This window comes from Streptomyces physcomitrii (assembly GCF_012273655.1).
GTDB classification, from domain to species: domain Bacteria; phylum Actinomycetota; class Actinomycetes; order Streptomycetales; family Streptomycetaceae; genus Streptomyces; species Streptomyces physcomitrii.
Map to the genome: position 1 here is coordinate 204,142 of NZ_JAAWWP010000005.1, position 24,123 is coordinate 228,264.

Sequence of the window (24,123 nt, forward strand, 5' to 3'; positions counted from 1 at the left end):
GTCACCGGCCGGTGCCGCCGTAGACGACCGCCTCGTCGCTGTCGGAGTCGAGTCCGAAGGCGGTGTGCACCGCGCGTACGGACTCGTTGACGTCCTCGGCGCGGGTGACGACGGAGATGCGGATCTCGGAGGTGGAGATCAGCTCGATGTTGACCCCGGCGTCGCTGAGGGCCTCGAAGAAGGTGGCGGTGACTCCGGGGTTGGTCTTCATCCCGGCGCCGACGAGGGAGATCTTGGCGATCTGGTCGTCGTAGCGCAGGGATTCGTACCCAACCTGGGCGCGGGTCTTCTCCAGCGCGTCGACGGCCTTGCGGCCCTCGGTCTTCGGCAGCGTGAAGGAGATGTCGGTCAGGCCGGTGGTGGCCGCGGAGACGTTCTGCACCACCATGTCGATGTTGACCTGGGCGTCCGCGATGGCGCGGAAGATCGCGGCGGCCTCGCCCGGCTTGTCCGGTACGCCGACGACGGTGATCTTCGCCTCGGAGGTGTCGTGGGCGACACCGGAGATGATGGCCTGCTCCACCTTGCGGTCCCCTCGCGGTTCGTTGCTGACCCAGGTGCCCTGCAGTCCGGAGAAGGAGGACCGCACATGGATCGGGATGTTGTATCGGCGCGCGTATTCCACGCAGCGGTGCAGCAGCACCTTGGAGCCGGAGCTGGCGAGCTCCAGCATGTCCTCGAAGGAGATCCAGTCGATCTTGCGCGCCTTCTTCACGACGCGCGGGTCGGCGGTGAAGACACCGTCGACATCGGTGTAGATCTCGCAGACGTCGGCGTCCAGGGCGGCCGCGAGCGCCACCGCCGTGGTGTCGGAACCGCCTCGCCCCAGGGTGGTGATGTCCTTCTTGTCCTGGGAGACGCCCTGGAATCCGGCGACGATGGCGATGTTGCCCTCGTCGACGGAGGTCTTGATCCGGCCCGGCGTGACATCGATGATCCGCGCTTTGTTGTGGACCGAGTCGGTGATCACGCCTGCCTGGCTGCCGGTGAACGACTGGGCCTCGTGGCCCAGGTTCTTGATCGCCATCGCCAGCAGGGCCATGGAGATCCGCTCTCCGGCGGTCAGCAGCATGTCGAACTCACGGCCGGAAGGCATCGGTGACACCTGTCCGGCGAGATCGATCAGCTCGTCCGTCGTGTCGCCCATCGCGGAAACCACGACGACCACCTGGTGGCCGTTCTGCTTGGCTTCGACGATTCTCTTGGCGACCCGCTTGATGCCCTCGGCATCGGCTACGGAGGAGCCTCCGTACTTCTGCACGACAAGGCTCACGTGCGCTCCTCGCTCAATCCTTTTTGTGCGTTCGGCTCAGTTTATCGGGCGGCCGGAATCCGCCCCACTGGTCTCATATCGCGAGATGTCCCGCTCGCGGCACGATCACAGGGAGCTGGGCGCTTCCCACAGCGATGACCCTTCCGGCCGCCCGGGAAGCCTCTGCCCACAAGCGGAGCAAACACTCCGGAAAGTGGGGCGGCTCACAACCGGGACCGGGCACGGGGGCGGGTTTTCCGGATGAGTACGGAGTGAGTACGGGAGCGGAGGGCGGCGCCGGGCGCCTCTGGTTGGATGGGGGCTTCGGGCGCCGGGGCAGCGCCCGGGCGAGGGGGAGACGGGGATGCGGGGCTCAGTTCTGGACGGCCGGTACCGGCTCCTCGCGGAGATCGGCGCCGGCGGCATGGGCCAGGTCTGGCGGGCCGAGGACTCCCGGCTCGCCAGGCGGGTCGCGGTGAAGCTGCTGAGCGTGCCGCCCGGCACCCCCGCCGCCGCGCGCGAGCGGCTGCTCGCCATGTTCGTGCGCGAGGCGCGGGCCGCGGCCTCGCTGGACAGCTCGTACATCGTCCCGGTCTTCGACCACGGCGTGCACGAGGGGACCCCGTACCTGGTGATGCCGCAGCTGCTCGGCCGCACCGTGCGCGAGCTGATCGCCGAGGAGGGGGCGCTGCCGCTCGGGCGGATCGCGGAGGTCTGCGCGCAGGTCTGCCGGGCGCTCGCCGCCGCGCACGGGGCGGGCATCGTCCACCGGGACGTGAAACCGGCCAACGTCATGGTGACCGCCGAGGGCACCGTGAAGATGCTCGACTTCGGCCTCGCGAAGTTCCTCGACGCCACCTCGGTCACCGGCTACCTCACCGCCTCCGCCGACGCCCCCATCGGCACGCTGCACTACATGGCGCCGGAGCGCTTCACCGGCAAGGGCGACGACGGCCGCACCGACGTCTACGCGCTCGGCTGCATGGCCTATGAGATGGCCACCGGCTCCCCGCCCTTCGACTCCGGCTCGGCCGCCGCCCTGATGCACTGCCATGTCTACGAGGCGCCGGGGCCTCCCTCGCTGCGCCGCGCGGGCCTGCCCGCCGACTGGGACCGCCTGCTGCTGCGCATGCTGGCCAAGGAGCCGGACGGCCGCCCCGACGCCCGCCAGGCCGAGACCGCCTTCACCGCCCTGGCCGCGGGCCCGGCCGGGACTCCGGCTGCGGCGGCCCCGGCCACGACAGCCTCGGCCCCGGCCACGACCGCTCCGGCCACGACGGCCTCGGCTCCGGCTCCGGCAGCTCCGGCTCCGACCCCGGCTCCGGCTCCGACTCCGGCCACCAGTGATTCCCCGGCGAAGGTCTCCGCCCCCGGCGACCCCGCGCGCACCGGCACGGCCCCGCCCGCCCCGGCCCCCGCGCCCGGCCCCGACTCGTACCCCCTGCTCCCGCCGCGCCCTGCCCACGCGCCGCCGCCCGGGCAGTTCGGCCCGCCCTCCGCGCTGCTGCCGCCCGGGCCGCCCGTGCCGGGCCCCGGCGGCGGTGCGCACCGGCGGCGCTGGTGGGCCGTGGCCGCCGCGGCGGTCGCCCTCGCGGCCGTCGCCGGCACCCTCACCGTCCTGGACCCCTTCGGGGGCGGCGGGGACGGCGGTACGAAGACCGGCGGCAAGGGCAGCCCCTCCCCCGGCCCCGTCGCGGCGGCCTCCGCCGTGGCGCCGCTCGCCAAGACGCAGACCCTCACCACCGGCACCGAGGCCGACTCCCGGGGCCCGGCGCCCGCCGTACGGGGCGCCCGCGCCGGGGGCACCGTCACCGTCCTGGAGCCGGGCCTGCTGGAGCACACCGACCCCGGCAAGATCTGGTCGGAGGGCGAGCGCCTGCTCAGCCGCCTCCTGCACCGCTCGCTCACCGGCCTGAAGACCGGGCCGGACGGCGCCGTGAAGGTGGTCGGCGACCTGGCCGAGGGCCCCGGCACCGCCTCCGACGGGGGCCGGACCTGGACCTTCCGGCTGAAGCCGGGCCTCAGATACAGCGACGGCACCGCGGTGCGCGCGGCGGACTTCGCGTACGCCGTGGAACGCGCCATGAGCACGGAGTCGGACTTCCCCCTCGGTGACCTGACCCTGCGCACCTTCCTGCTCGGCGAGGGCAAGGAGACCGGCGAGCTGCCCGCGGGCGCCGTCGAGACCCCCGACGAGCGCACCGTGGTCTACCACCTCGCCAAGGCCCACCCGGACTTCGCCGTCGTCCTCACCGGGCCGGGCGGGGTCCCGGTCCCGGAGCGGGGCGACGACCCGGGGATCAAGCCGGAGGACCAGCCGTCCACCGGCCCGTACCGGGTCGGCGGCTTCACCGGCGGCAAGGGCGTGCAACTGGTCCGCAACCGCGAGTGGGACCCGGACACGGACCCGCTGCGCACCGCGTATCCGGACCGGTTCGCCGTGGAGGCGAACGTGGACCCGGCGGCGGCGCTCAAGCGCATCGGGTCCGCGGGCGACGGCGAGCCGGTGATGACCTTCACCGGCGCGCTCAAGGCCTCCGACGCCGGGGGCGAGGGCACCGAGGTGGTCAGCGCCCCGGCGCCGCTGGTGCAGTCGTACACCCTGAACACCGAGCGGCTGAAGAACCAGAAGGTCCGCGAGGCGCTGGTCACCGCGCTGCCCGCGGCCGCCCTGCTCAAGGCCTCCGGCGAGCGGGGCGAGGTCCGGCGCGGCATCCTGCCGCCGGGGGTGCGCGGCGCCCGCACGCTCGACGTGCACGGCGCCGGAGCCGACGGCGATCCCGCGCGGGCCCGCGCCCTGCTGGCCGAGGCCTCGCAGGACGGCTACCGGCTCACCCTCGGGGCGAGCGAGGTGGACAAGGAGCGCACGGCCGTGGTCGAGCGGGCGCTGGAGAAGGCCGGGTTCGAGGTCACCGTGGAGACCGACGAGGTCGGCACCTTCTACCAGAAGGCCGAGGACGGCGACTACGACCTCTTCCGGCTCCCGCTCGGCGGCGGCTTCCCGGTGGCTTCGGCCTTCCTGCCCTCGTACTTCGACAGCCGCCTCGGCGAGGGCCAGTCCCTCAACTACTCCCGGCTCTCCTCGGACACCGTCGACGAGGCCATCGACAAGGCGACCGCCACCGGCGACCTCGCGGCGGCCGGGGAGCTGTGGTCCGCGCTCGACCGCCGGGTCACCGAACTCGCCGCCGTCGCCCCGGTGTACGTACAGCGGCGCGACTATCCGCACAGCGCGGCGCTGAAGGGTCTCCAAGCGGGCCTGGACGGGGCCTCACCGCTCAACGCCTGGGTCGAGCGGTGACCTCCGGGCACTGACCGGTGGAGCCCGGGCCGGACGGTGCAGCCCGGGGCCGGGCCGCGAGGATCCGCGCCGCCGCGCTCCCGGCCGCTACTTGACCGGCCGCAGGCCCAGCGGCCCGGCGATCTCCCGGGCCATGACCTGCCCGGCCTCCTCCGCCAGCGCCTCCTCGCCGAGGTCCTGGTCGGTGTCGAGTCCGTCCAGCTCGTCGAGCGGCTGGTCCAGCCGGATGTGGGTGAGCAGCGACTGCAGGGCGCGCAGCACCGCGGAGACGGTGGAGCCCCAGTTGGAGAAGTACGAGAACTGCCACCACCACAGCGCCTCGGTGGCGCGGCCCGCGTGGTAGTGCACCAGGCCGTGCCGCAGGTCGGCGACGGCGTCGGCGAGGTCGTCGGAGATACGGGCGGCGACCCGGGCCTTGCGGGGCTCGTAGGGGTCGAAGACCTCGGAGTAGACGTCGACCTGTTCGAGCAGGCGGGCCAGCTGCTCGCGCAGGATCTCCACGTCGCTGTCCGGACCGGGGTCGGTCTCGTAGCGCTCCTCGGGGACGATGTCCTGGTGGAAGCCGAGGCGTCCGCCCGCGAACATCAGCTGGGAGACCTCCAGCAGCAGGAAGGGCAGCGCCGAGCCGGGGTCGTCGCCCTTGGCGATCTCCGTGATCGCGACGACGAAGCTCTCGATCTGGTCGGAGATCTGGACCGCGAAGTCGTCGGGGTCCTGGGCGGCGGAATGCAGCATGGCGTCGTTGGTCTCAGACATCGAGCAACCTTCTCCCCTCGAAGGCACGTCCCAGCGTGACCTCGTCGGCGTACTCCAGATCGCCTCCCACCGGGAGGCCGCTGGCCAGGCGGGTGACCCTGAGGCCCATGGGCTTGATCATGCGGGCGAGGTACGTGGCGGTGGCCTCGCCCTCGAGGTTCGGATCGGTGGCGAGGATCAGCTCGGTGACGGTGCCGTCGGCGAGCCGGGCGAGCAGTTCGCGGATCCTGAGGTCGTCGGGGCCGACGCCCTCGATGGGGCTGATGGCGCCGCCGAGGACGTGGTAGCGCCCGCGGAACTCACGGGTCCGCTCGATCGCGACGACGTCCTTGGGCTCCTCGACCACGCAGATCACCGCGGGGTCGCGGCGGGTGTCGCGGCAGATGTTGCACCGCTCCTCCTGCGCCACATTGCCGCAGACCGCGCAGAAGCGGACCTTCGCCTTCACCTCGGTCAGCGCGTGGGCGAGGCGCCGTACGTCGGTGGGCTCCGCCTGCAGGATGTGGAAGGCGATCCGCTGCGCGCTCTTGGGACCCACGCCGGGCAGCCTGCCCAGTTCGTCGATCAGGTCCTGGACCACGCCTTCGTACAACGGACTGCCTTCCTCTTGTCTGCTGCTGTGTACGGTAGTTGGCCGCCGGAGCGGTGAGAAGTGCGAGCGGCTTCCCGGCTGCGGCCGCCGTCCGGTACCGGCCGGTTCAGAAGGGCAGGCCGGGGATGCCGCCGCCCATGCCCTGGGCCAGTGGGCCGAGCTTCTCCTGCTGGAGCTGCGCGGCGTTGGCGTTGGCCGCCTGCACGGCCGCGACCACGAGATCGGCGAGCGTCTCGGTGTCCTCCGGGTCGACCGCCTTCGGGTCGATCCGCAGGCCCCGCAGCTCGCCGGAGCCGGTCACGGTCGCCTCGACGAGCCCGCCGCCCGCCTGGCCCTTGACCTCGGTCGCCGCCAGCTCCTCCTGGGCGACGGCGAGGTCCTGCTGCATCTTCTGGGCCTGCTGGAGCAGTTGCTGCATATCGGGCTGGCCACCACCGGGAATCACGGGCGCTCACTCCTGAGGTTCGGGGATCTCGGCACCGGCCGGGTGGCCGGAACCGCTGTCGTGTGTAGTTGTCGTCCACCGCGGGCGGACACCGGGTCCGGAGACGGCATGGGCGCGATTGTCCGCTTGGCACGAGCCTACGTGCTCGCCGCACCGCTCGCTCCGGCACTCTTTCGGGTGAGCCGGACCCGGCTCCTCTACCTGATCACAGCCCCCTTCCGGGCTCAATCCCCCCGAAACGCGGCCCATGGCCACCCATTGGGCGGTAGTAAGGGGGCTGCGCGCGAGCCGTCCGGTGGCGGGGGTCGCACGCGCGTGCCCATGCGCCCGCCGGGTCCCGCCCGGCTCGCGCGCTCGGGCCGGGGCCGGGGGAGGCGCGGGCGTACCCCGGGCTGTGCTGCCGGGCGGGTGCCCGGGGCCGTCCACGGACAAGCCCGCGGGCACGTCCGCCGGAACAGGCGGGCACGTCCGCCAGGACAAGCGCAGACATCCGCGAGGAGAAGCGCAGCGAAGCGCAGAGGGAGTGCCGGGTGAGCCAGCCGGAGAAGCAGCCCGAGGGGCCGCCCCAGCAGGAACGGGGCGAGGGCGGGGGCGGGGGCCCGGCCGGAAGGAGCGATCTGCGGGGGCGGAGCTTTCCGCACGGAGACTGGGAGGAGCCCGCCGAACGCCTCGACGAGCTGTACCGGTGGGTGGAGCAGGGCGCCCTGCAGACCGCCGACTGGTATCTCGGCGACCGGATCTGGAAGCGCCGCGGCGCCCGCGCCCTGCGCGCCGGGGCGGCCGTGTCCGCGGTGACCGCGGCGATCCTGCCGCTGCTCGCGCTCACGGACTCGGCGAGCGAGGCCGCGCCCTGGGCCTTCCTGGCGCTGCTGCTCGCCGTCGCCTGCGTGTGCTGCGACCGCTATTTCGGCCTGACCTCGGGCTGGATAAGGGACATGGCGACCGCCCAGGCGGTGCAGCGCCGCCTCCAGGTACTCCAGTTCGACTGGGCCTCGGAGTGCGTACGGGAGGTCCTCGGACCCGCGGAGGGCACCGCGAGCGAGGCCACCGAGCGCTGCCTGACCGTGCTGCGGCGCTTCTCCGAGGACGTGACCGAGCTGGTACGGGCCGAGACGGCGGGCTGGATGGTCGAGTTCCGCTCGGGCCCCGCGCCGCTGTCCCTGCAGGCCTCGCTGCCGGGCACACCGCGCGGCGAGGGCGGCGCCCCGGCGGGCCGCTTCCCGCTCCCGCCGGGCGCCCGCCCCAATATGCCGCGCCAGCGCCCGCCGGAACCGCTGTAGCCGGACGGGCTGCCGGGGCCGGGCGGACCGCCGGGGCCGGGCACCGCCTCGCGGACACCGTCACGGCCGGGCCCCGGCGGGGCCGCCTTCAGCTGAAGATGATCATCGAGCCCTGGGCCAGGCTCCGGGTCGCCGCCGCGTGCAGGCCGAGCCAGACATGGCGCTCCCGGGCGAACGGCCCGTCCTCCTGCGGCGGAGCCGGGGCGCGCTCCTCCAGGGAGGTCGGCGCGCCGGGCGGCTCGGGCACCGCGGGCGGGTTCGCCGGGTCGATCCCGATCGCGGCGGCCACGTACTCCAGCTCGCGCAGCAGGGCGTGCGAGGAGCCGAGCGGGCCGGAACCGGCGAGCAGTTCCTCGTTGGACAGCGGGGCGGCGAAATCCAGCGGGACGTAGGAACCCGCGTGGTCGTAGTGCCACACCAGATGCGACTGCTTCGCGGTGGCCTCGAACATCTCCAGCAACTGCTCGTAGTCCCCGCCGAGTTCGTCGACCGGGGTCACCGCGAGTCCGCACATCTGGAGCAGATAGGCGCGGCGCAGGAAGTGCAGCGCGTCGTAGTCGAACCCGGCGACCGGGGCGACGTCCCCGGAGAGCCCCGGCATATAGGTGTAGACGGGCACCGGGGGCAGCCCGGCCTCGCCCAGCGACCTGTCGTAGAGGGCCAGTTCCTCGGCAAAGGGGTTGTCGGGGCTGTGGCAGAGCACGTCCACCAGCGGAACCAGCCACAGGTCACAGGCCAAGATCTCACTCCTCACATCACGCCGGTCGGGGGCGGTGATCAGGGCAGCGTAATGCGCGAACGCCGCCCCGGCTCCCCCGCTGCACTTTCCTTCGCCCCACTGCCCTCACGGCCTTCCGCCCATGTGTCGTCACGGCCTTCCGCCTCGCTGTTCTCACGGCTCTCCGGTTCGCTGTCTCCACGGGGGGATCCGCTGCCGGTGGCTTCGGCGGGCGCGCCGCGCGGCGCCTCGGGTGTACCGCCCGCGGCCGGATCCCGCGGCGGCTCCGGCCGGACGGCCGTACTCCGCATCCTGCTCGCCGAGGGCCGGGGATATGCGCCTCCCGGACGAACGGCTGGAAGCAGCACCCGGAGCGGAATCCGGGGCGTGAGGCCGGGCGCCCTCAGCCTCCCGGTCCGGGTCGGGCCACCTGTCCGGTCCGGGCCGGTCGGTCGGGCTTGCCGTCAGGGCCGGGCCCCCGGTCTCTGTCAGGCCTCCGGTCCGGTCCAGTCCAGTCCGGTGCGGTCCGGTCCAGCTTGCGGTCCGGGTCAAGGGTGCGGTCCGCCGGGTCGGGCCTCCGGTCCGGTGGGCCTTCGTCCGGTCAGGCCTCCGGTGCGGTGACCGTGTCCTCGCCGCTGAGGGACTCGATCAGGGCGAGGGACTGCGCGTTGTACTGGGAGATGGTCACCTGCGCGGTCTGGATGTCCCGCCGGGCGAGGGCGTCCACCAGGTGCGGATGCCCCGCCCACAGCCGGCCGCGCAGCTCACCGGCCTGCCGCAGCAGCGGCACCGCGCAGGCCCAGGACAGCAGCCGGAGCCGGCCGAGGAAGTCCGTCAGGTACGGATTGCCGAAGAGGGTGCTGACCTCGCGCCAGAAGCGCAGGTCGTAGCCGATGAGGACGTTCAGGTCCCCGGCCAGCGCCGCCCGCTGCGCCTCCTCGCCCCGCCGCCGTACGGAGGAGAGCAGGGCACCCCGGGTCTTCTCGTCCGGTTCGGCACCGATGCCGCTCGGCGAGGGAGGGGCGCCCAGGACCTCCAGTCCCTCCTGCCCGGCGGCGGCGAGCTTCTCGCGGGCGACGTAGCCGTGGAAGATCGCGTCGGTGATGAGGCTGCGGGCCTCGACCATGCCCCGGAAGTCCGCGAGCGAGAACTCGTGCACCCGAAAGCCCCGGTGCTGCACCGAGTCGAGCAGCCCCTGCGCGGAGAGGTCGACGAGCGCCTCCCGTACCGGTGTCGCGGAGACCCCGTACTGTTCCGCGATCTCCTTGACCGTGAACTCCTGCCCGGGCACCAGCCGGCCCCCGAGCACCTCGTCGCGCAGCGCCTCGGCGATCTGCTGGCGCAGGGTGCTGCGGGTGACGGCACTGGAGGCGGGCATCGCTGGCGTCCTCCCGGTCGGCTCGCTGCGGTCGTGGTGGCGGGTGCGGGTACGAGGGTCTGGTGCGGCGTGCTGGTACGAGGTGCTGGGCGGCCCTGCTGGTACGGGTACGGGGTGGTGGCCGGGCCGGTGCGGCTGCCGCTCCGGCACCTGCCCCGGTGCGCGGGGCGGGCAGAGCCACCGGCGCCGGTCCGTACCGGCGGGCACCGGTATGACCGCTGAAGAGGCAACCCTACGCGCTCCACGGCGATGCTCCCCGCCGCGCGCCCGAGGACGCGGCCCGGGCCCGGCCCCCGCCCGACCGTGTCCCTTGCGCGAGGCGGGCGCGGCGCGGGCGCACCCGCCCGCGTGGCACAGGCGCGTACTCGTGCGCGGTGCGGGCGCGTGCCCGTGCGCGGTGCGGGCGCGTGCCCGTGCGCGGTGCGGGCGCGCACGGGTACGCGATCCGGCGGCACCGCGCCCAGCCGCACCCGGCCGCACCACCTCCGGCCCCGCTCTCACCTCCCCCGTTCCGCTCCCGCCTCCTTCTGTCCCGCTCTCAACTTCCCGTCCTGGCCCCCGCCTTCGCCTCCTGTGCTCCCAGTTCCCAGTTCCCAGCTCTCAGCTCTCAGCTCTCAGCTCCCACTGTCGCTTCCTGACTGCGCCTCGGGCTTCGGTCCCGGGTCTCATCCGGCGACGAACTCGTCCGCGACCGTCAGCGCCTTGTCGAGCGCCGCGAGCCCTTCCTGCGCCTCGGACTCGGTCAGGGTGCACGGCGGGACGACATGCGTGCGGTTCATGTTGAGGAAGGGCCACAGGCCGTGCTTCTTGGCGGCGGCACCGAAGGCGGCCATGGGGGCGTTCGCCTTGCCGGTGGCGTTGTACGGCACGAGGGGCTCGCGGGTCTCCCGGTCACGGACCAGTTCCACGCACCAGAAGACGCCCGTGCCGCGGACGTCGCCGACGCTCGGGTGGTCCTCGGCGAGGGCGCGCAGACCCGGGCCGAGCACCTGCTCCCCGAGGTGGGCGGCGTTCTCGACGATCTTCTCCTCGGCCATCACGTTGATCGTCGCCACCGCAGCCGCGCAGGCCAGCGGGTGCCCCGAGTAGGTGAGGCCGCCGGGGAAGGGCCGCTGGGCGAAGGTCTCCGCGATCTCGGCGCTGATCGCGACCCCGCCGAGCGGGACGTAACCGGAGTTGACGCCCTTGGCGAAGGTCATGAGATCCGGGCGGGCGTCGTAGAGGTCGGCGGCGAACCAGGTGCCGGTGCGCCCGAAGCCCGCCATCACCTCGTCGAGGATGAAGACGATGCCGTACTTGTCGCAGAGCTCCCGGACACCCGCGAGGTAGCCGGGCGGCGGCGGCATGATCCCGGAACCGCCCGGGATGGTCTCCAGGATGATCGCGGCGATGGTCGCCGGCCCCTCGTAGCGGATGGTGTCGTCGAGGTGCTTGAGCGCGCGCTCGCACTCCTGCTCCTCGCTCTCCGCGTAGAAGGGCGAGCGGTAGAGGAAGGGCCCCCAGAAGTGCACGACGCCCGCCGCACCCGTGTCGTTGGCCCAGCGGCGCGGGTCACCGGTCAGATGGATCGCGGCCGAGGTCGAGCCGTGGTACGAGCGGTAGGCGCTCAGCACCTTCGGGCGGCCGGTGTGCACCCGGGCCAGCCGGACCGCGTTCTCCACCGCCTCCGCGCCGCCGTTGGTGAAGAAGATCTTGTCCAGATCCCCCGGAGTCCGCTCGGCGACGAGACGGGCCGCCTCGGAACGCGGCGCCACCGCGAAGGCGGGCGCGAAGGTGACGAGCTGGGCGGCCTGCTCCTGTATCGCCGCGACGACCTTCGGATGCTGGTACCCGATGTTGGTGAAGACGAGACCGCTGGTGAAGTCGAGGTAGCGGTTGCCCTCGAAGTCCCAGAAGTACGAGCCTTCCGCACCGGCCACGGCGAGCGGATCGATGACGTCCTGCGCGGACCACGAGTGGAAGACATGCGCCCGGTCCGCCGCCTTCACGGCCGCGCCTTCCTGAGGATTCACCTGTTGCGTCATGGGGCCGAGCGTAAAGCCCGCTCCCGCAACCCGGCACGGCCTGTGGAAAACGCACAAGCTGTGGACAGATTCCGTGCACACCGACCGCCCGTCCCCTCAGCCTGTGGATAACTCGGGGGCCCTCCGGAATTTCGGCAAGACTGCCTGCCACATCCCACGGAACCCACCCACCACCACCCCACCTGCCTACGGCGCCCCCGTGCCCCGGCACCACGCCACTCACCACGAACCTGGAGCACACGATGGCCACGATGACCACCACCCCGCCGACCGCGACGACCCCGGCGGCCGGAACCACCACCGGCGCCTCCGCCCCGCACGGCGCCCCCGCCCCCACCTCGACACGAACCCCACGGACCTGCTCGCCACCGCTGCGGTCGGGGCCGCTGCGGATGCCGCTCCGGATGGCGTTCCGGTCGAGACGGCGCACTCCGCCGCCCTGCCGGTCGGGGCCACCCGGTCCGGGCCGGGTCACGGTCTCGCTGCGTAAAGCACGCATGGCACTCTCGCGTGCCCGGACCGGATTATCCTCGGCCTGTCACTTTCGGGGGAGGACGGGCGCAGCGATGGAAAAGCTCGGGGCAGGGGATCCGCAGCGCATTGGTGCGTACCGGCTGCTGGCGCGGCTCGGCGCGGGAGGCATGGGCCAGGTGTTCCTGGCGCGCTCCGACCGCGGGCGGACCGTCGCGGTGAAACTGGTACGCCAAGAGCTCGCCGAGCAGGAGGAGTTCCGCAACCGCTTCCGCCAGGAGGTGCACGCCGCGCGGCGGGTGGGCGCCCAGTGGACGGCGCCGGTCCTGGACGCGGACACCGAGGCGGCAGTGCCCTGGGTGGCCACCGGCTATGTCGCCGGACCCTCGCTCCAGCAGGTCGTCGGGCGCGACCACGGGGCGCTGCCGGAGCGTTCGGTGCGCATCCTGGCCGCCGGTCTGGCGCACGCGCTGGGCGACATCCACCGGGCGGGGCTCATCCACCGGGACCTGAAGCCGTCCAACATCCTGGTGACGATCGACGGCCCGCGGGTCATCGACTTCGGCATCGCGCGCGCCCTGGAGACGGTCACCGACGGCGGGCTCACCCGGACCGGCGCCCTGGTCGGCTCACCCGGTTTCATGGCGCCCGAGCAGGTGCGCGGGGAGAGCATCACGGCCGCCTGCGACGTCTTCTGCCTGGGCTCGGTGCTCGCCTACGCGGCCACCGGCGCGCTGCCCTTCGGCACGGCGAACAGCGGGGTGCACGCCCTGATGTTCCGCATCGCGCAGGAGGCTCCCGAGCTGTCCGAGGTGCCGGAGTCACTGGCGGAACTGGTCCGCGACTGCCTCCAGAAGGACCCGGCCGCCCGCCCCAGCCTGGCGGAGATCCTCGCCCGCACCGGGGCCGAGGAGACCGTCTCCGACGGCCGTGCCCGCGACCCCTGGCTCCCCGGCGCACTGGTGGCCCAACTCGGCCGCCACGCGGTCCAGTTGCTGGACACCGAGGACCCCGACAGCCACGACGACCCCGCCGCCTCCGGCACACCCCGGACCGGCCCGGCCGCCGCCCCGCAGGCGGTGAACGCAGGCGCCGGATCCGAGGCGGCACAGGCCGAGGGCAGAGGCAAGGAGAGGGACAAGGACACCGGACCGGACGCGGGCCCGGGACCGAACCCCGGCCCCGAGGCGGCAAGCGGCTCCGCCGCGCACCCCGCTCAGGACGGGCAGGACACCCCGGGCGCCGCAGCCGCAGCCGCAGCCGCAGCCGACGGCACACCCGCGAGCCCCACCCCCAAGTTCCCCGCACTCAAGGTCCCGCCGAGGTCCACCTCCGCTCCCCCGGCCTCCGCACCGGCCGACTCGGAACCGGCGGACTCGGCGGACTCGGACTCCTCCTCGCCCTCGGCACCGGCATCCGCAGCCGCATCGGCGGAGTCCGCGTCGGCCACCCCGCCGCCGCCCGGCACCCCGGGAGCAGCCCCGCTCGACCACCTCCCCACCCAGGTCTCCGGCTCGTACACGGCGCCACCGCCCTCGGCCACGGCCCCGCCCCCCTCGGCGCTGCCCGCGGTCCCGGCCACCCCGCCGCCCGGCGCTCCCTACGGCTATCCGCACGCCGGTCACCAGGCACCGAGCGCCTACGGATACCCCCCACAGGGCGGATACGGACCGCAGGGCATACCCGGCGGCCCTCCCCCGTACGGCCCGCCGACGGCCGCCCCGGGGCAGGGGGCAGCGCTCGGCGGCACCCCGCCGTACGGGCCGACCCCGCCGTACGGTCCCGGTGTCGTCCCGGTGCCGGAGCCCGCGCCGCGCAGGCGGGCGACGGCGCTGCTCGTCGCGGTGGCGCTGGTGGTGGCGCTGGGCGCGGGCGGCGCGGTCTATCTGCTGATGAAGCCGGACGGCAAGGACGAGGCGAAGGGCGGCCCCAGCCCCACCGCGAGCAAGAAGGGCCCCTCGCAGGGCCCCTCCGAGCAGGGCAAGGGGCCCACGGACCCGGGGAGCAGTTCGCCGCCGCCCACCGAGGGGGACATACCCACCGACTTCCTCGGCACCTGGAACGGCACCATCGACAACGACAAGGGCCGCAGCACCCGCAAGCTCGTCATCCAGCAGGGCGAGCCGGGCGACACCGTGCTCTCGCTGACCGCGGACGGCCCCGCCGACTCGGGTACGTACCACTGCGTCTTCCAGGCCGATCTGACCTCGAAGTCCGGGGAGGACTCGCTGACCATCGGGCCGTCCACGGTGATCGTCGGGGAGCCCATGTCCTCCTGCACCCCGGGCGCGGCGAGCACGGTCACCCTGCTCCCGGACGGCCGCCTGAAGCGGGTGAACAACGACAACGGCGACGAGCTGACGTACACCAAGTCCCAGTGAGGCGAAGGGAGTCGGAGGGACCCGGGCGGAGGGAGAGCCAAGAAGGCCGGGCCCGGGTGACACGGGCCGAGCCCGGATGACGCAGCCCGAGCCCGGGTGACATGGACCGAGCCCGGATGACGCAGCCCGAGCCCGGGTGAAGGGAACCGGGTCCGCGAGTCCGCGGCGAACCCGGCCGGAACCCACGGTTCCCGACCGGAAGCCGCAGCACTCGGCCGGAACCCGCAGCACCCGGCCGAGACCCGCGGCACCCCGGCAAGGTCCACGCCACCTCAACTCAGCCCGCAGCGCGGCGAGTTCTCGCCCAGCGACTACTCGCCGCCAGCCAAGAAGTCACCGCTCGCCCACCGAAGGGCCACCGCGCAGCACAGAGTCGACGTACCGTCGCCGGCCCCCTCCGGCCCTTCTTCGGCCCTTCGCCGGCCCTTCTCCGAACGTCCGGCGAACCCGCGGCGAACATCGGACGACGCCGGTGCCGGGAGGCCGCGCCGGGGCGCCGGCGCGTTTACGGTGACCGGACCATCGGTTCGTTCACGTACACGGGGGCAGGCGTGGACTGGTTCTCGGCCGAGAACGTCATTGCGGTCGGTACGGCGCTGCTGGGCGTGGCGGCGACCTTCGGCGCGCTGGTGTACGAGCGTTCGCCGCGTCAGCGGCACATCGGCTACCGCGTGCAGATGGACACCTTCATCCGGGACATCGAGATCTCCGACGGCCAGGCGCAGGGCCTCGGGATCTTCAACTCCGAGGCCCAGCGCAACGACCGGACGCTGGTGCTGCTGCGTATCGAGAACGACGGCTCACGCCATATCGGCCTGGACGACTACACCACCGAGGGAAGGCGCGGTCTGACCGCCGTCTTCACCGGCCGTACGGTGCTCGGCTGCGCGGTCACCGGCACCGACGCGGTGCCGGACTCCGAGGCGGAGGCCGACCCGGAGGCGCGCTCCAGCCACGAGGAGTACCTGACCCACGCGGCCGGTCTGCGGCCGGACGGCAGCAGACTGCACATCCCGCGGGTGCCGCTGAACAAGGGCGACCACTTCAAGCTGCTCGTGCTGCTGTCCGGCGGGGCCGAGGGCGGCCGGGTCACGGTCAGCGGCGGGCTCAAGGAGGGCGCGGTCTCCAAGAACCGTTCGGCCAGTACCAGCCTGGACGCGAAGCCGCGGCAGTTCAGCCGCCCGGCGCAGGTGCTCGCCTCGCTGCTGACGGCCTGTGTGGTCACCCTGGCCGCGATCGTCGTGGCGGACGGCGGCGAGAGCACCGCCGAGCCCCGGTCGCTGTGTGCGCGGGGCGAGTTGAGGCTGACCGGCTCGACCGCCTTCGCCCCGGTGGCCGAGGCGCTGAAGAAGGCCTACGAGAAGGAGTGCCCGAGGACCCGGATCACCGTCGCGGCGGGCGGCAGCGCCACCGGCATCCGCGAGCTGCGCACCGCCGGTGCCCGCGCCACCGGGGGCGCGCCCGCCACGGTCGTCTTCACCGACGGCCCGGCCACCGGCGCCTATCCGCAGCTCCAGGGCCGTTCGCTGAGCGTGGCCGCCTTCGCCCTGGTGGTCAACGACCGTGTCGGGCTGCGTGATCTGACGCTGACTCAGGTGCGCGACCTCTACGCGGGCCGGGTCACCAACTGGAACCAGCTGCCGGGCGGCCCCGACGAGCCGGTGACCCTGGTCAGCCGGGTCTCCAACTCCGGCACCCGGGACGTGCTCCAGCGCCGGCTGCTCGGCGGCAGGCAGGAGTTCGGCGACTACGCGCCCGGCGGCTGCGACGGCGAGCCCGAAGGGGGCGGGCGTCCCGAGCGCTGCGAACTGGACAGCACCGCCCAGGTCCTGGAGGCCGTACGCAGCTACCCGGGCGCGATCGGCTACAGCGAACTCGCCGCCGCCACCGGGGTCAGGGGCACCCACCCGCTCTCGCTCGACGGCCGGGCGCCCTCCCTGGTGGACCTCCAGCACAGCGGCTACCGCTACCGGGACGTGGAGTTCGCGTACACCTACGGCCCGCCCGCCGCCGACTCACCGGCCGCGCGCTTCCTGGAGTTCGTCACGGCACCCGGCGGCCGGGGCGAGGAGATCATCCGCGAGAAGGGCCAACTGCCCTGCACGGAACCGGAGGCGCGCCGGCTCTGCGCGGGGCCGTAGGCACCGACGGCCGACGCCGAGGTCAAGGACGGCCGAGGTGGAGGTCAACGACGGCCGACGTCGAGATCGAGGCCGAGGTCGAGCACAGCCGAGGCCACGGCCGCGAGCGACGCCGAAGCCGCACACGCACACGGGCTCGGGCACGCACACAGACCACGGGCACGGGCACGGACCAATCCACCCGCCCACTCCAAGTACCGCCCCCCGGACGCGAGTTGGCTGCGCGCGCCGGATGCCCAAGTGCTCTCGTACCGGTCTACCGTGGAAGCTTCCACCGCCTGAGCAGCTCCGGGCGCGGATACAGAGGAAGCCCGCCCCCGGACCTCGCAGGGGAGAGGTCCGGGGGCGGGCGCCTCTGCCGCATGCGGGGCGGCCGCACCTCTGTCGGCCGTTCCGGACGGGTTCGCCCGTCTGCCGCGAAGGAGCTGTACGCGTCAAGGAGGTGGAAAGGTGACCGGGAAGAAGAAGGAGTGGCGTCAGGAGCTGGCGACACGGTTCGCCGTCGCAGCACTCACCAGGGTGCTGTGGGGGCTGATCGTGGAGCTGCTCATCCGTCCTCACGACTGATCGGCACCAGGCGGCGCCCCCGCACATCCCTGTCCGCGGGGGCGCCGCTCACCGGCGCCCCCGCGAGGGCTCATCCCGCTCCCTCACCTCTGCTGCGACGCCTTCGGCGAGCAGGGCGGTCCCTGCCGCGCCGTCTCCTGACCCTGCTGGTAGGCACCGCAGGCCGCGACGGTCACCGGGCCCTCGGCGGTCTGCCGCAGCAGGACCAGGGTCTTGTCGGGCGGTGGGGCGTTGCTGCCCTGGCCGTAACTCACGTACCCGGTCGCCCCGTCGAAGGAGATGCCGCCGCTGAGCGCGGTGAGCATCGAGCGCGGGTCGGCGTTCTTGTCCCGGTAGGTGACGTCGGCGGCGCGGGACAGGACATGGAAGGCGTCGTAGGCGACGGCGGAGTGCCCGTCCTGGCGCCAGGGGTCGCTGCCCTTGGTGGTGCCGCTGACGAACCGGTCGTAGTCCTCGACGAACTGCCGTGTCTTCTCGCTGGCCTTCGCGTCGTTCTCGGGCAGCCGGTGCGCGGAGTAGTACAGCCGCAGCCAGTGCTTGTCGTCGAAGGCCCCGGTGAGGGCGACATTGGTCAGCTCATTGCCGCCGAGGACGGTGATGTCGTGCTGGATGCAGGTGCCCTGGGTGTGCAGGGCGTTGACGAAGGCGGTGAAGTCGCGGGCCCGCGCCGACCAGAACACCATCGACTCCGGCTGCTCCTTGAGCGCCTTGCACACCGTCTCGGCGAGGTCGTGCGCGCTGGAGACCTTCGGCGTACCGGCGGGGGCGCCCGGGAAGCGGCCGTCCTGCGCGAAGTTGACGACCTTCTCCCGGCCGGGGAAGTCCTTGACGAACTTCTCCGCCAGGCTGCTGCTGTACAGGTCGCCGGAGTTCTGCACGACGATGGCCTGCTCGGCCGGGGTGCAGCCCGCGCCCCTGTGCCGGGCGACGATGTCCTGCTGCCCGGCGAAGCGGGCCTCGATGCCCGCCTCGGTGCTGTTGGCGGGGGTGAAGGGCCAGTAGCTCTGGTAGGTCTCGCTGTCGAGCATCTCGTCGGCGGTCGCGGTGGTGCCGATCGCGGGGATGCCCTTCTCGCCGAGCACCGTCAGCGCGGCCCGGGTCTCGGTCTTCGACTGCGCGTAGCCGAGGACGCCGATGACCTGCCGGGCGCCCTTGCGCTGCCCGCTGTCGATCTCCTCGACGAGTTTCTCGGCCTCCCGCTCGGCATGCGCGAAGCCCGCGCCGGTGGGGATCACCTCGACCCGCAGCGGTACCCGGGAGTCGTCGGAGTCGGCGTCGTCGTTGAGTTTGCGCTGCCACATGGCGATGCCGCGCAGCTCCGGGATGGTCCCGTCGAAGAGGGTCAGGGTCGCCGAGGAGGGCGGGTCGGAGCCGAAGGCGACGACGGTGCGCACGGTGCGGCCGCGGTTCTTCGCGAAGTCCTCGGCCCGGCGGTTCTCGTCGGCGATCACCCCCAGGACGGACTCGTACCACTCCTCCGCGCGCAGCCGCGGCGGCCCCTGCGCGGCGGAGGCGTCGGCGAGGGTGCGGTCGCCGCCGACGCACGGGTGCTCCTCGGGGGTGCCGAAGGCGAGCCGCAGGCTGATCCCGCCGCCGAGCACGGCGAGCGCGGCGACGGCGGCCACCGCCGAGGTCATCGCCCGCCAGCTGGTGCGGAACATCCGCGGTTCGATCTGCCGGATCGGCAGCCCGAACCGGGTGAAGGGCTCCTCCCGCAGGGTCACCAGGACGGGTGCGCCCTCGCGCTGGTTCAGCTGGAGTCCGGCCTGGGCGAGGTTGACCTCCGCGGGTTCGCCGAGCTGGTGCAGGAGCCGCTCGGAGGGCCGTCCGACGGCGATGACCAGCGGTCCGGGCGGCTGCGTGGCGGCCCGGGCCCGGTGGAAGGCGGCGAGGAAGCGCTCCACCGGGCGGGCGGCCTCCTCCTGCCCGGGGAGTTCGGCGAGGATCACCGGACGGGCGGTGCGGCGGCGGCGCCGGGGCAGGAAGCGGCGCGCGGGCGGCACCCGGAGGTCCTCCAGGAGCGCGCGTACCAGCAGGTCCTCCAGGCCCTGCAGAGCCTCCTCGCGCTGCGGGTGGCCCGGGTCGAGGGCGAGCCGCGGTATCTGCCGCTGGGCGACCTCGTCCATGACCCGGAAGAGGTTCTCCTTGCCGCGTTCGGCGCCGAGTTCGACCCCGAGCCACCGGCGGCGGCGGAACGGCGAGAGCCGCGCGGGCCTGATCAGCTGCCGCGTCGTGCGGCGCGCCCAGCACCAGCGGGGCAGCACATGGGTGAGCGGCTGCCACACCACCTGCACCAGCCAGGCGTACGCGCCCCCGGCGGCCGGCGGTTCACTGCCGCCGAGCCCCCACAGCAGCGCGGGCAGCCCGCCCCGCTCGACCCGCTTGCGGTACGCGGCGTCCCGCAGCGCACGCGCCCCCGCGCCCGCGCCGCCCGCGCTCCGGCTCTCCAGGATCTCGGTGACGACGTCGCGCAGCAGCGAGAACTGCGGGAAGCGGTCCGGGGTCATGAACCGCGGTATCCCGAACTCCAGCCGCTTGCCCACCTCGTCGGCGAAGAGCTCACCGCCGGCACCCGCCTCCAGGACCGCGTACGGGGCGAGCTTGCCGTTGTCGTCGAGGGGTTCGCGCAGCGCCTCGACGACTCTGCGCACCCGGCGCTCGTAGGCGGTGCCGCTGCCGGGCACGGTGAACAGGAACAGCGGCGGGCCGGTCCCCAGGTACTCGCGGTCGGCCGGTGCCACGGCCGTCGGATACTGCCGGACGAAGATGTCCGCCCCGGTGTCGTCCGGGAACTGGCGTGGTACTTCCCGTGGTGTGGCCATTTACCCAACTCCCCCGTCAAATGGCCTGCGAATAACGGAAGTTGACAAGGTAATCACCCAGTCACTCTCCGGCAACGAAAAAAACGCGCCAGAGGGTGATACCCCGTCAGACCGGACGCGTCACCGCCGCACGGGCCCCGTGACGAAGACGTGACGCGGCGGAAGCGGCCCGGGCGGCCCCGGACGCCTCGGGCCGGTCAGCGCACGTAGTGCTTCAGGATCTCCGTGTCGAGGGTGAAACCGACGGGGTCGGGGAGGGTGACCTGCTCGCCGAAGGGGGCGCGGTGGATGTCGGCGTAGTGGCCGAGGTCCCGGTCGGGGTTCGTGTGGACGACGAGGGCGCAGGCGTCGCGGTCCACAAGGAGATAGACCGGAATGCCCGCCGCGGCGTAGGCCTTCGGCTTCTCATGCCGGTCGCGTCGGTCGGTGTCCCAGTCGTACGAGGTGATCTCGACGGCCATCAGCACGCCGTCGGTGTCCGCCCAGTCACCCTGCCCCGCGAAGTGCGCCACCGGGGCGAGGACACCGTCCGGGCGCGCCCTGCCGCTGCGGTACTCACCGACCTTGAGCCCCTTGTTGGGGTAGAGGTCCAGCTCCGTTCGTACCCTCATGCACTGCCTCAGCAGCCACATGAAGATCGTCTCGTGGTCCCCGTCCGGCACCCGCTTCTCCTCGATCCGTCCGCCGATGAACTCCAACGTGACGGTCTCGGGAGCCGTGGAGGCGATCTGCTCGAAGTCCTCCACCAGCATCTGAGACTTGCGCTCGGCCATAACCGTCATGTTGCACCCCCTTCCAGGCGAACGCCAGTATCCGCAGGTACGGGCACCGCGGTGCCACGGTTGTCCGGGACCTCACTCATACGAGTGAGCCGTGCCGGTACGGGAACTTCCCCGCACCTGCACGGCTCCGGCTCAGCTCCTCCCGGGCCGCCCGGGAAGCCCGGGAGACCCGGTCACAGGAACGAGTTGATCTGGATCGTCTCGTCCCGGCCCGGGCCCACGCCGATCGCGGAGATCGGGGCGCCCGACATCTCCTCCAGGGCCTTCACGTAGTCCTGCGCGTTCTTCGGCAGGTCGGTGAAGGTCTTGGCCTTGGTGATGTCCTCGGACCAGCCCGGCAGCATCTCGTAGACCGGCTTCGCGTGGTGGAAGTCGGTCTGGGAGTACGGGAGTTCGCTGACCCGGCGGCCGTCGATCTCGTAGGCGGTGCAGACCGGGATCTGCTCCCAGCCGGTGAGGACGTCGAGCTTGGTGAGGAAGAAGTCGGTCAGGCCGTTGACGCGGGTCGCGTAGCGGGCGATGACCGCGTCGAACCAGCCGCAGCGGCGGTCCCGGCCGGTGGTGACACCGCGCTCGCCGCCGATGCGCCGCAGCGCCTCGCCGTCCTCGTCGAGCAGTTCGGTCGGGAAGGGCCCGGAGCCGACGCGGGTGGTGTACGCCTTGAGGATGCCGATGACCCGGCTGATCTTCGTCGGACCGACGCCCGCGCCCGTGCAGGCGCCGCCCGCGGTCGGGTTGGAGGAGGTGACGAAGGGATAGGTGCCGTGGTCGATGTCGAGCAGGGTGCCCTGGCCGCCCTCGAAGAGGACGACCTTGTCCGCCTCCAGGGCCTCGTTGAGGACCAGGACGGTGTCGGCGACGTAGGGGGCCAGCTTGTCCGCGTAGCCGAGGAGTTCTTCCACGACCTGGTCGACGGCGATCGCGCGGCGGTTGTAGACCTTCGCGAGGAGCTGGTTCTTGAAGTCGAGGGCCGCCTCCACCTTCTGGGTGAGGATCGACTCGTCGTAGAGGTCCTGGACCCGGATGCCCACGCGGTTGATCTTGTCCGCGTAGGTGGGGCCGATGCCGCGTCCCGTGGTGCCGATCTTGCGCTTGCCGAGGAAGCGTTCCGCCACCTTGTCCATGGTGACGTTGTAGGGCGTGATGATGTGCGCGTTGCCGCTGAGCAGCAGCTTGGACGTGTCGACGCCGCGCTCGTTCAGACCGCTCAGCTCGGAGAGCAGGACCGACGGGTCGACGACGACGCCGTTGCCGATGACGGGCGTGCATTCGGGAGACAGGATCCCGGAAGGCAGGAGATGCAGCGCGTAGGTCTGGTCGCCGACGACGACCGTGTGGCCGGCGTTGTTGCCGCCCTGGTAACGCACCACGTAGTCCACGGATCCGCCGAGCAGATCGGTGGCCTTTCCCTTGCCTTCGTCACCCCACTGAGCACCGAGCAGCACAAGTGCGGGCACAGGCGTACACCCCTTCCGGGCGGGGCATGTCCAAGGTCAGGGGCATACGCGCGGCGTATGCCGGCGGCCTTCGTCGGCCGCAACCCGTCGGACCGGTGCCCCGGAATAGACGAAGCCCCTGGCGCAACAGCGCAAGGGGCTCTTGCACAAGGATGTTACCCGAGGATGCGAGGCAGGACCGAGGTGGCCGTGTTTGACCAGCTTCTCGTGGTCGTCGACCCGGCCGCGCGGCGCAGCGACGGTGAGTCGGTGCGGATCGCGAAGGACGTGCTCGGCGCCGGCGCCGACACCAAGGTGTGCCTGCCGCAGGGGCCCGAGGAGTTCGCGCGGGCGCTGGCCAGGCGGGGCCACCGGCGCCCCGTGGTGGTGGGCGACGACCGGGCGCTGCTCCGCGCGGTCGGGGTCCTGCACCGCGAGCGGGAGCTGGGCTCCTGCGCGCTGGGCCTGGTCCCGGTGGGCGGGCTGCTCTCGCTGACCCGGCTTCTCGGGGTGCCGACCAGCGCGGTGGCCGCGGCGCGTGCGGTGCTCGACGGCGGCGAGCACCGCCTCGACCTGCTGGTGGACGACAGCGACGGGGTGGTCCTCGGCGATCTGCACATCCCGCCGCTCACCGGCGGCCGGGCCGCCCCGGACACCGCCGGGTCACCGGCCGGGGGCTCCCACTCGCTGCTGCGCACCTGCCAGTCCCTGGTGCGCACGCTCGCCCGCCCGGCGCGGACCGCGGCCCCGGTACGGGAGCCCGCGCGGCTGCGGGTGGAGGCGGACGGGGTGCTCCTGGTCGATCTGGACCAGCCGGTGCGGGCGATGTCGCTGGCGCCGGAGGCGGACGGCCTGGCCCGGATCGAGCTGCATCCGGCACAGGACGGGGGCGAGGCGGTGCGGACGACGGCGCGCACGGTGACGGTCTCCGGGCCCGACTTCCGCTACCGCGCGGACGCGCACACCGCGGGCCCGGTGCGCACCCGGACCTGGACGGCGCTCGCGGGCGCCTGGTCGCTGACCCTGCCCGGGCCGGCCCCGGCGGGCTCGGGGGCGGAGCAGGCACCGGCCTGAGCGCCGGGCGCGCGGCCCTGGGCGCCGGGGCGCGCGCGGCGCACCACCGGCGGCCGACCGGCTGACGGCCGACCCCCCGCCGCGCGAAACCCGCGCGCCGCGGAACGCCCCGCCGCTCAGAACCCCGCCCGCCTCAGCTGCCGAACATCCGCTCCCGGTGCTCCCGCCAGCGCTCCATCATTCCGGACAGTTCGCGCTGCATGAAGTCGAAGAACTCCAGGGTCTCGGCGATGCGCCGCCCCGGTCTGCTGTCCGGGCCGACGGTCGCGATGCCCTCGCGCAGGGTGCCGTCCCAGCGCCGCAGGATGGAGTCGCGGTTGGTGAGGGCCTCGTACCACTGGTTGGTGTGGACGCGGTAGCGGTCGCGGCGGGAGCCGGGCTCGCGCTCGCGGCTGACCATGTTGACCTGGGTGAGGTAGCGGATCGCGCCGGAGACGGCGGCGGGGCTGATGCGGATCTGCTCGGCGATCTCGGCGGAGGTCATCACGCCCTCGTCGGAGGCGAGCAGGGCGGCGAAGACGCGGGAGGGCATGCGCGGCATCCCGGCCTCGACCAGCTCGGAGGCGAAACGTTCCACGAAGCGGGAGACGGCCTCCTCGTCGCGGGGCGCGCGGCCCGCGGGGCCCTGTGCCTCGGTGCCGCCCGTCGCACGGGTGCCGGTGGTGTCCACTGCCTCCGTCATACCGGTCCTCTCCCCCTGGCT

Annotated in this window: 16 protein-coding genes; 5 read left to right on the plus strand and 11 right to left on the minus strand. The window is 73.0% G+C overall.

The annotated features are described in order from the left end of the window. Window position 1 precedes the first annotated feature (1 nt). Window positions 2-1,273: an aspartate kinase gene (locus tag HFV08_RS10645; RefSeq protein ID WP_040250323.1), complete on the minus strand. Its 1,272-nt coding sequence runs from the start codon at window positions 1,271-1,273 to the stop codon at window positions 2-4. Between the two features lie 343 nt (window positions 1,274-1,616). Here HFV08_RS10645 and HFV08_RS10650 point away from each other — a divergent pair, with 343 nt between their 5' ends. After that, window positions 1,617-4,553: an ABC transporter substrate-binding protein gene (locus HFV08_RS10650; RefSeq protein ID WP_168538205.1), complete on the plus strand. Its 2,937-nt coding sequence runs from the start codon at window positions 1,617-1,619 to the stop codon at window positions 4,551-4,553. An 87-nt stretch (window positions 4,554-4,640) separates the two neighbouring features. On the opposite strand, the gene HFV08_RS10655 is transcribed toward HFV08_RS10650, so the two are convergent. The 3 genes from HFV08_RS10655 to HFV08_RS10665 form a co-directional block, all read right to left on the minus strand. Continuing rightward, a complete protein-coding gene (locus tag HFV08_RS10655; RefSeq protein WP_168538207.1) occupies window positions 4,641-5,309 on the minus strand; it encodes a DUF5063 domain-containing protein in 669 nt (222 codons plus the stop codon). Continuing rightward, complete coding sequence (gene recR / locus HFV08_RS10660) at window positions 5,302-5,901, minus strand: recombination mediator RecR (protein WP_040250330.1); 600 nt, start codon at window positions 5,899-5,901, stop codon at window positions 5,302-5,304. Before recR ends, HFV08_RS10655 begins: the two co-directional genes overlap by 8 nt. A 106-nt stretch (window positions 5,902-6,007) precedes the next feature. Further along, the gene (locus HFV08_RS10665; RefSeq protein ID WP_078844954.1) at window positions 6,008-6,346 is read right to left on the minus strand and encodes a YbaB/EbfC family nucleoid-associated protein; all 339 of its coding nucleotides are present in this window, start codon (window positions 6,344-6,346) and stop codon (window positions 6,008-6,010) included. A 530-nt stretch (window positions 6,347-6,876) separates the two neighbouring features. Between HFV08_RS10665 and HFV08_RS10670 the strand changes: the two genes are divergently transcribed. Beyond that, window positions 6,877-7,626, plus strand: coding sequence for an SLATT domain-containing protein (locus HFV08_RS10670; protein WP_168538209.1), 750 nt, complete (start codon window positions 6,877-6,879; stop codon window positions 7,624-7,626). Window positions 7,627-7,714: 88 nt separating this feature from the next. On the opposite strand, the gene HFV08_RS10675 is transcribed toward HFV08_RS10670, so the two are convergent. From HFV08_RS10675 to HFV08_RS10685, 3 genes are all read right to left on the minus strand, one after another. Further along, window positions 7,715-8,365, minus strand: a complete 651-nt coding sequence (locus HFV08_RS10675; RefSeq protein ID WP_040250336.1) for a putative DNA-mimic protein — start codon at window positions 8,363-8,365, stop codon at window positions 7,715-7,717. Window positions 8,366-8,945: 580 nt separating this feature from the next. Beyond that, entirely contained in the window at window positions 8,946-9,722 is a 777-nt protein-coding gene (locus HFV08_RS10680) for a GntR family transcriptional regulator (protein WP_168538211.1), read from the minus strand. A gap of 665 nt (window positions 9,723-10,387) precedes the next feature. Then, window positions 10,388-11,746, minus strand: a complete 1,359-nt coding sequence (locus HFV08_RS10685; protein WP_168538213.1) for an aspartate aminotransferase family protein — start codon at window positions 11,744-11,746, stop codon at window positions 10,388-10,390. A gap of 566 nt (window positions 11,747-12,312) precedes the next feature. Between HFV08_RS10685 and HFV08_RS10690 the strand changes: the two genes are divergently transcribed. Both HFV08_RS10690 and HFV08_RS10695 read left to right on the plus strand, forming a co-directional pair. Further along, a complete protein-coding gene (locus HFV08_RS10690) occupies window positions 12,313-14,598 on the plus strand; it encodes a serine/threonine-protein kinase (protein ID WP_168538215.1) in 2,286 nt (761 codons plus the stop codon). A 551-nt stretch (window positions 14,599-15,149) separates the two neighbouring features. Next, a complete protein-coding gene (locus HFV08_RS10695; protein WP_168538217.1) occupies window positions 15,150-16,739 on the plus strand; it encodes a PstS family phosphate ABC transporter substrate-binding protein in 1,590 nt (529 codons plus the stop codon). A gap of 650 nt (window positions 16,740-17,389) precedes the next feature. On the opposite strand, the gene HFV08_RS10700 is transcribed toward HFV08_RS10695, so the two are convergent. From HFV08_RS10700 to HFV08_RS10710, 3 genes are all read right to left on the minus strand, one after another. Further along, a complete protein-coding gene (locus HFV08_RS10700; RefSeq protein ID WP_210430136.1) occupies window positions 17,390-20,128 on the minus strand; it encodes a type 1 periplasmic-binding domain-containing protein in 2,739 nt (912 codons plus the stop codon). Window positions 20,129-20,325: 197 nt separating this feature from the next. Continuing rightward, the gene (locus tag HFV08_RS10705; protein ID WP_168538219.1) at window positions 20,326-20,910 is read right to left on the minus strand and encodes a Uma2 family endonuclease; all 585 of its coding nucleotides are present in this window, start codon (window positions 20,908-20,910) and stop codon (window positions 20,326-20,328) included. Between the two features lie 173 nt (window positions 20,911-21,083). Further along, window positions 21,084-22,367, minus strand: a complete 1,284-nt coding sequence (locus tag HFV08_RS10710; RefSeq protein WP_168538221.1) for an adenylosuccinate synthase — start codon at window positions 22,365-22,367, stop codon at window positions 21,084-21,086. A 165-nt stretch (window positions 22,368-22,532) separates the two neighbouring features. Between HFV08_RS10710 and HFV08_RS10715 the strand changes: the two genes are divergently transcribed. Continuing rightward, window positions 22,533-23,420, plus strand: coding sequence for a diacylglycerol kinase family protein (locus tag HFV08_RS10715; RefSeq protein WP_168538223.1), 888 nt, complete (start codon window positions 22,533-22,535; stop codon window positions 23,418-23,420). Between the two features lie 133 nt (window positions 23,421-23,553). Here HFV08_RS10715 and HFV08_RS10720 read toward each other — a convergent pair whose 3' ends face one another. Continuing rightward, on the minus strand, window positions 23,554-24,102 hold the full coding sequence (locus tag HFV08_RS10720; protein ID WP_168538225.1) for a GbsR/MarR family transcriptional regulator: 549 nt from the start codon (window positions 24,100-24,102) through the stop codon (window positions 23,554-23,556). Window positions 24,103-24,123: the final 21 nt, after the last annotated feature.

Excerpts from the sequence above, each read along its gene's own strand:
- HFV08_RS10650 (WP_168538205.1), top strand. The coding sequence starts at position 1,617 with ATGCGGGGCTCAGTTCTGGACGGCCGGTACCGGCTCCTCGCGGAGATC.
- HFV08_RS10720 (WP_168538225.1), bottom strand. The coding sequence starts at position 24,102 with ATGACGGAGGCAGTGGACACCACCGGCACCCGTGCGACGGGCGGCACC.
- HFV08_RS10705 (WP_168538219.1), bottom strand. The coding sequence starts at position 20,910 with ATGACGGTTATGGCCGAGCGCAAGTCTCAGATGCTGGTGGAGGACTTC.
- HFV08_RS10700 (WP_210430136.1), bottom strand. The coding sequence starts at position 20,128 with ATGGCCACACCACGGGAAGTACCACGCCAGTTCCCGGACGACACCGGG.
- HFV08_RS10680 (WP_168538211.1), bottom strand. The coding sequence starts at position 9,722 with ATGCCCGCCTCCAGTGCCGTCACCCGCAGCACCCTGCGCCAGCAGATC.
- HFV08_RS10685 (WP_168538213.1), bottom strand. The coding sequence starts at position 11,746 with ATGACGCAACAGGTGAATCCTCAGGAAGGCGCGGCCGTGAAGGCGGCG.
- HFV08_RS10715 (WP_168538223.1), top strand. The coding sequence starts at position 22,533 with ATGCGAGGCAGGACCGAGGTGGCCGTGTTTGACCAGCTTCTCGTGGTC.
- HFV08_RS10690 (WP_168538215.1), top strand. The coding sequence starts at position 12,313 with ATGGAAAAGCTCGGGGCAGGGGATCCGCAGCGCATTGGTGCGTACCGG.
- HFV08_RS10655 (WP_168538207.1), bottom strand. The coding sequence starts at position 5,309 with ATGTCTGAGACCAACGACGCCATGCTGCATTCCGCCGCCCAGGACCCC.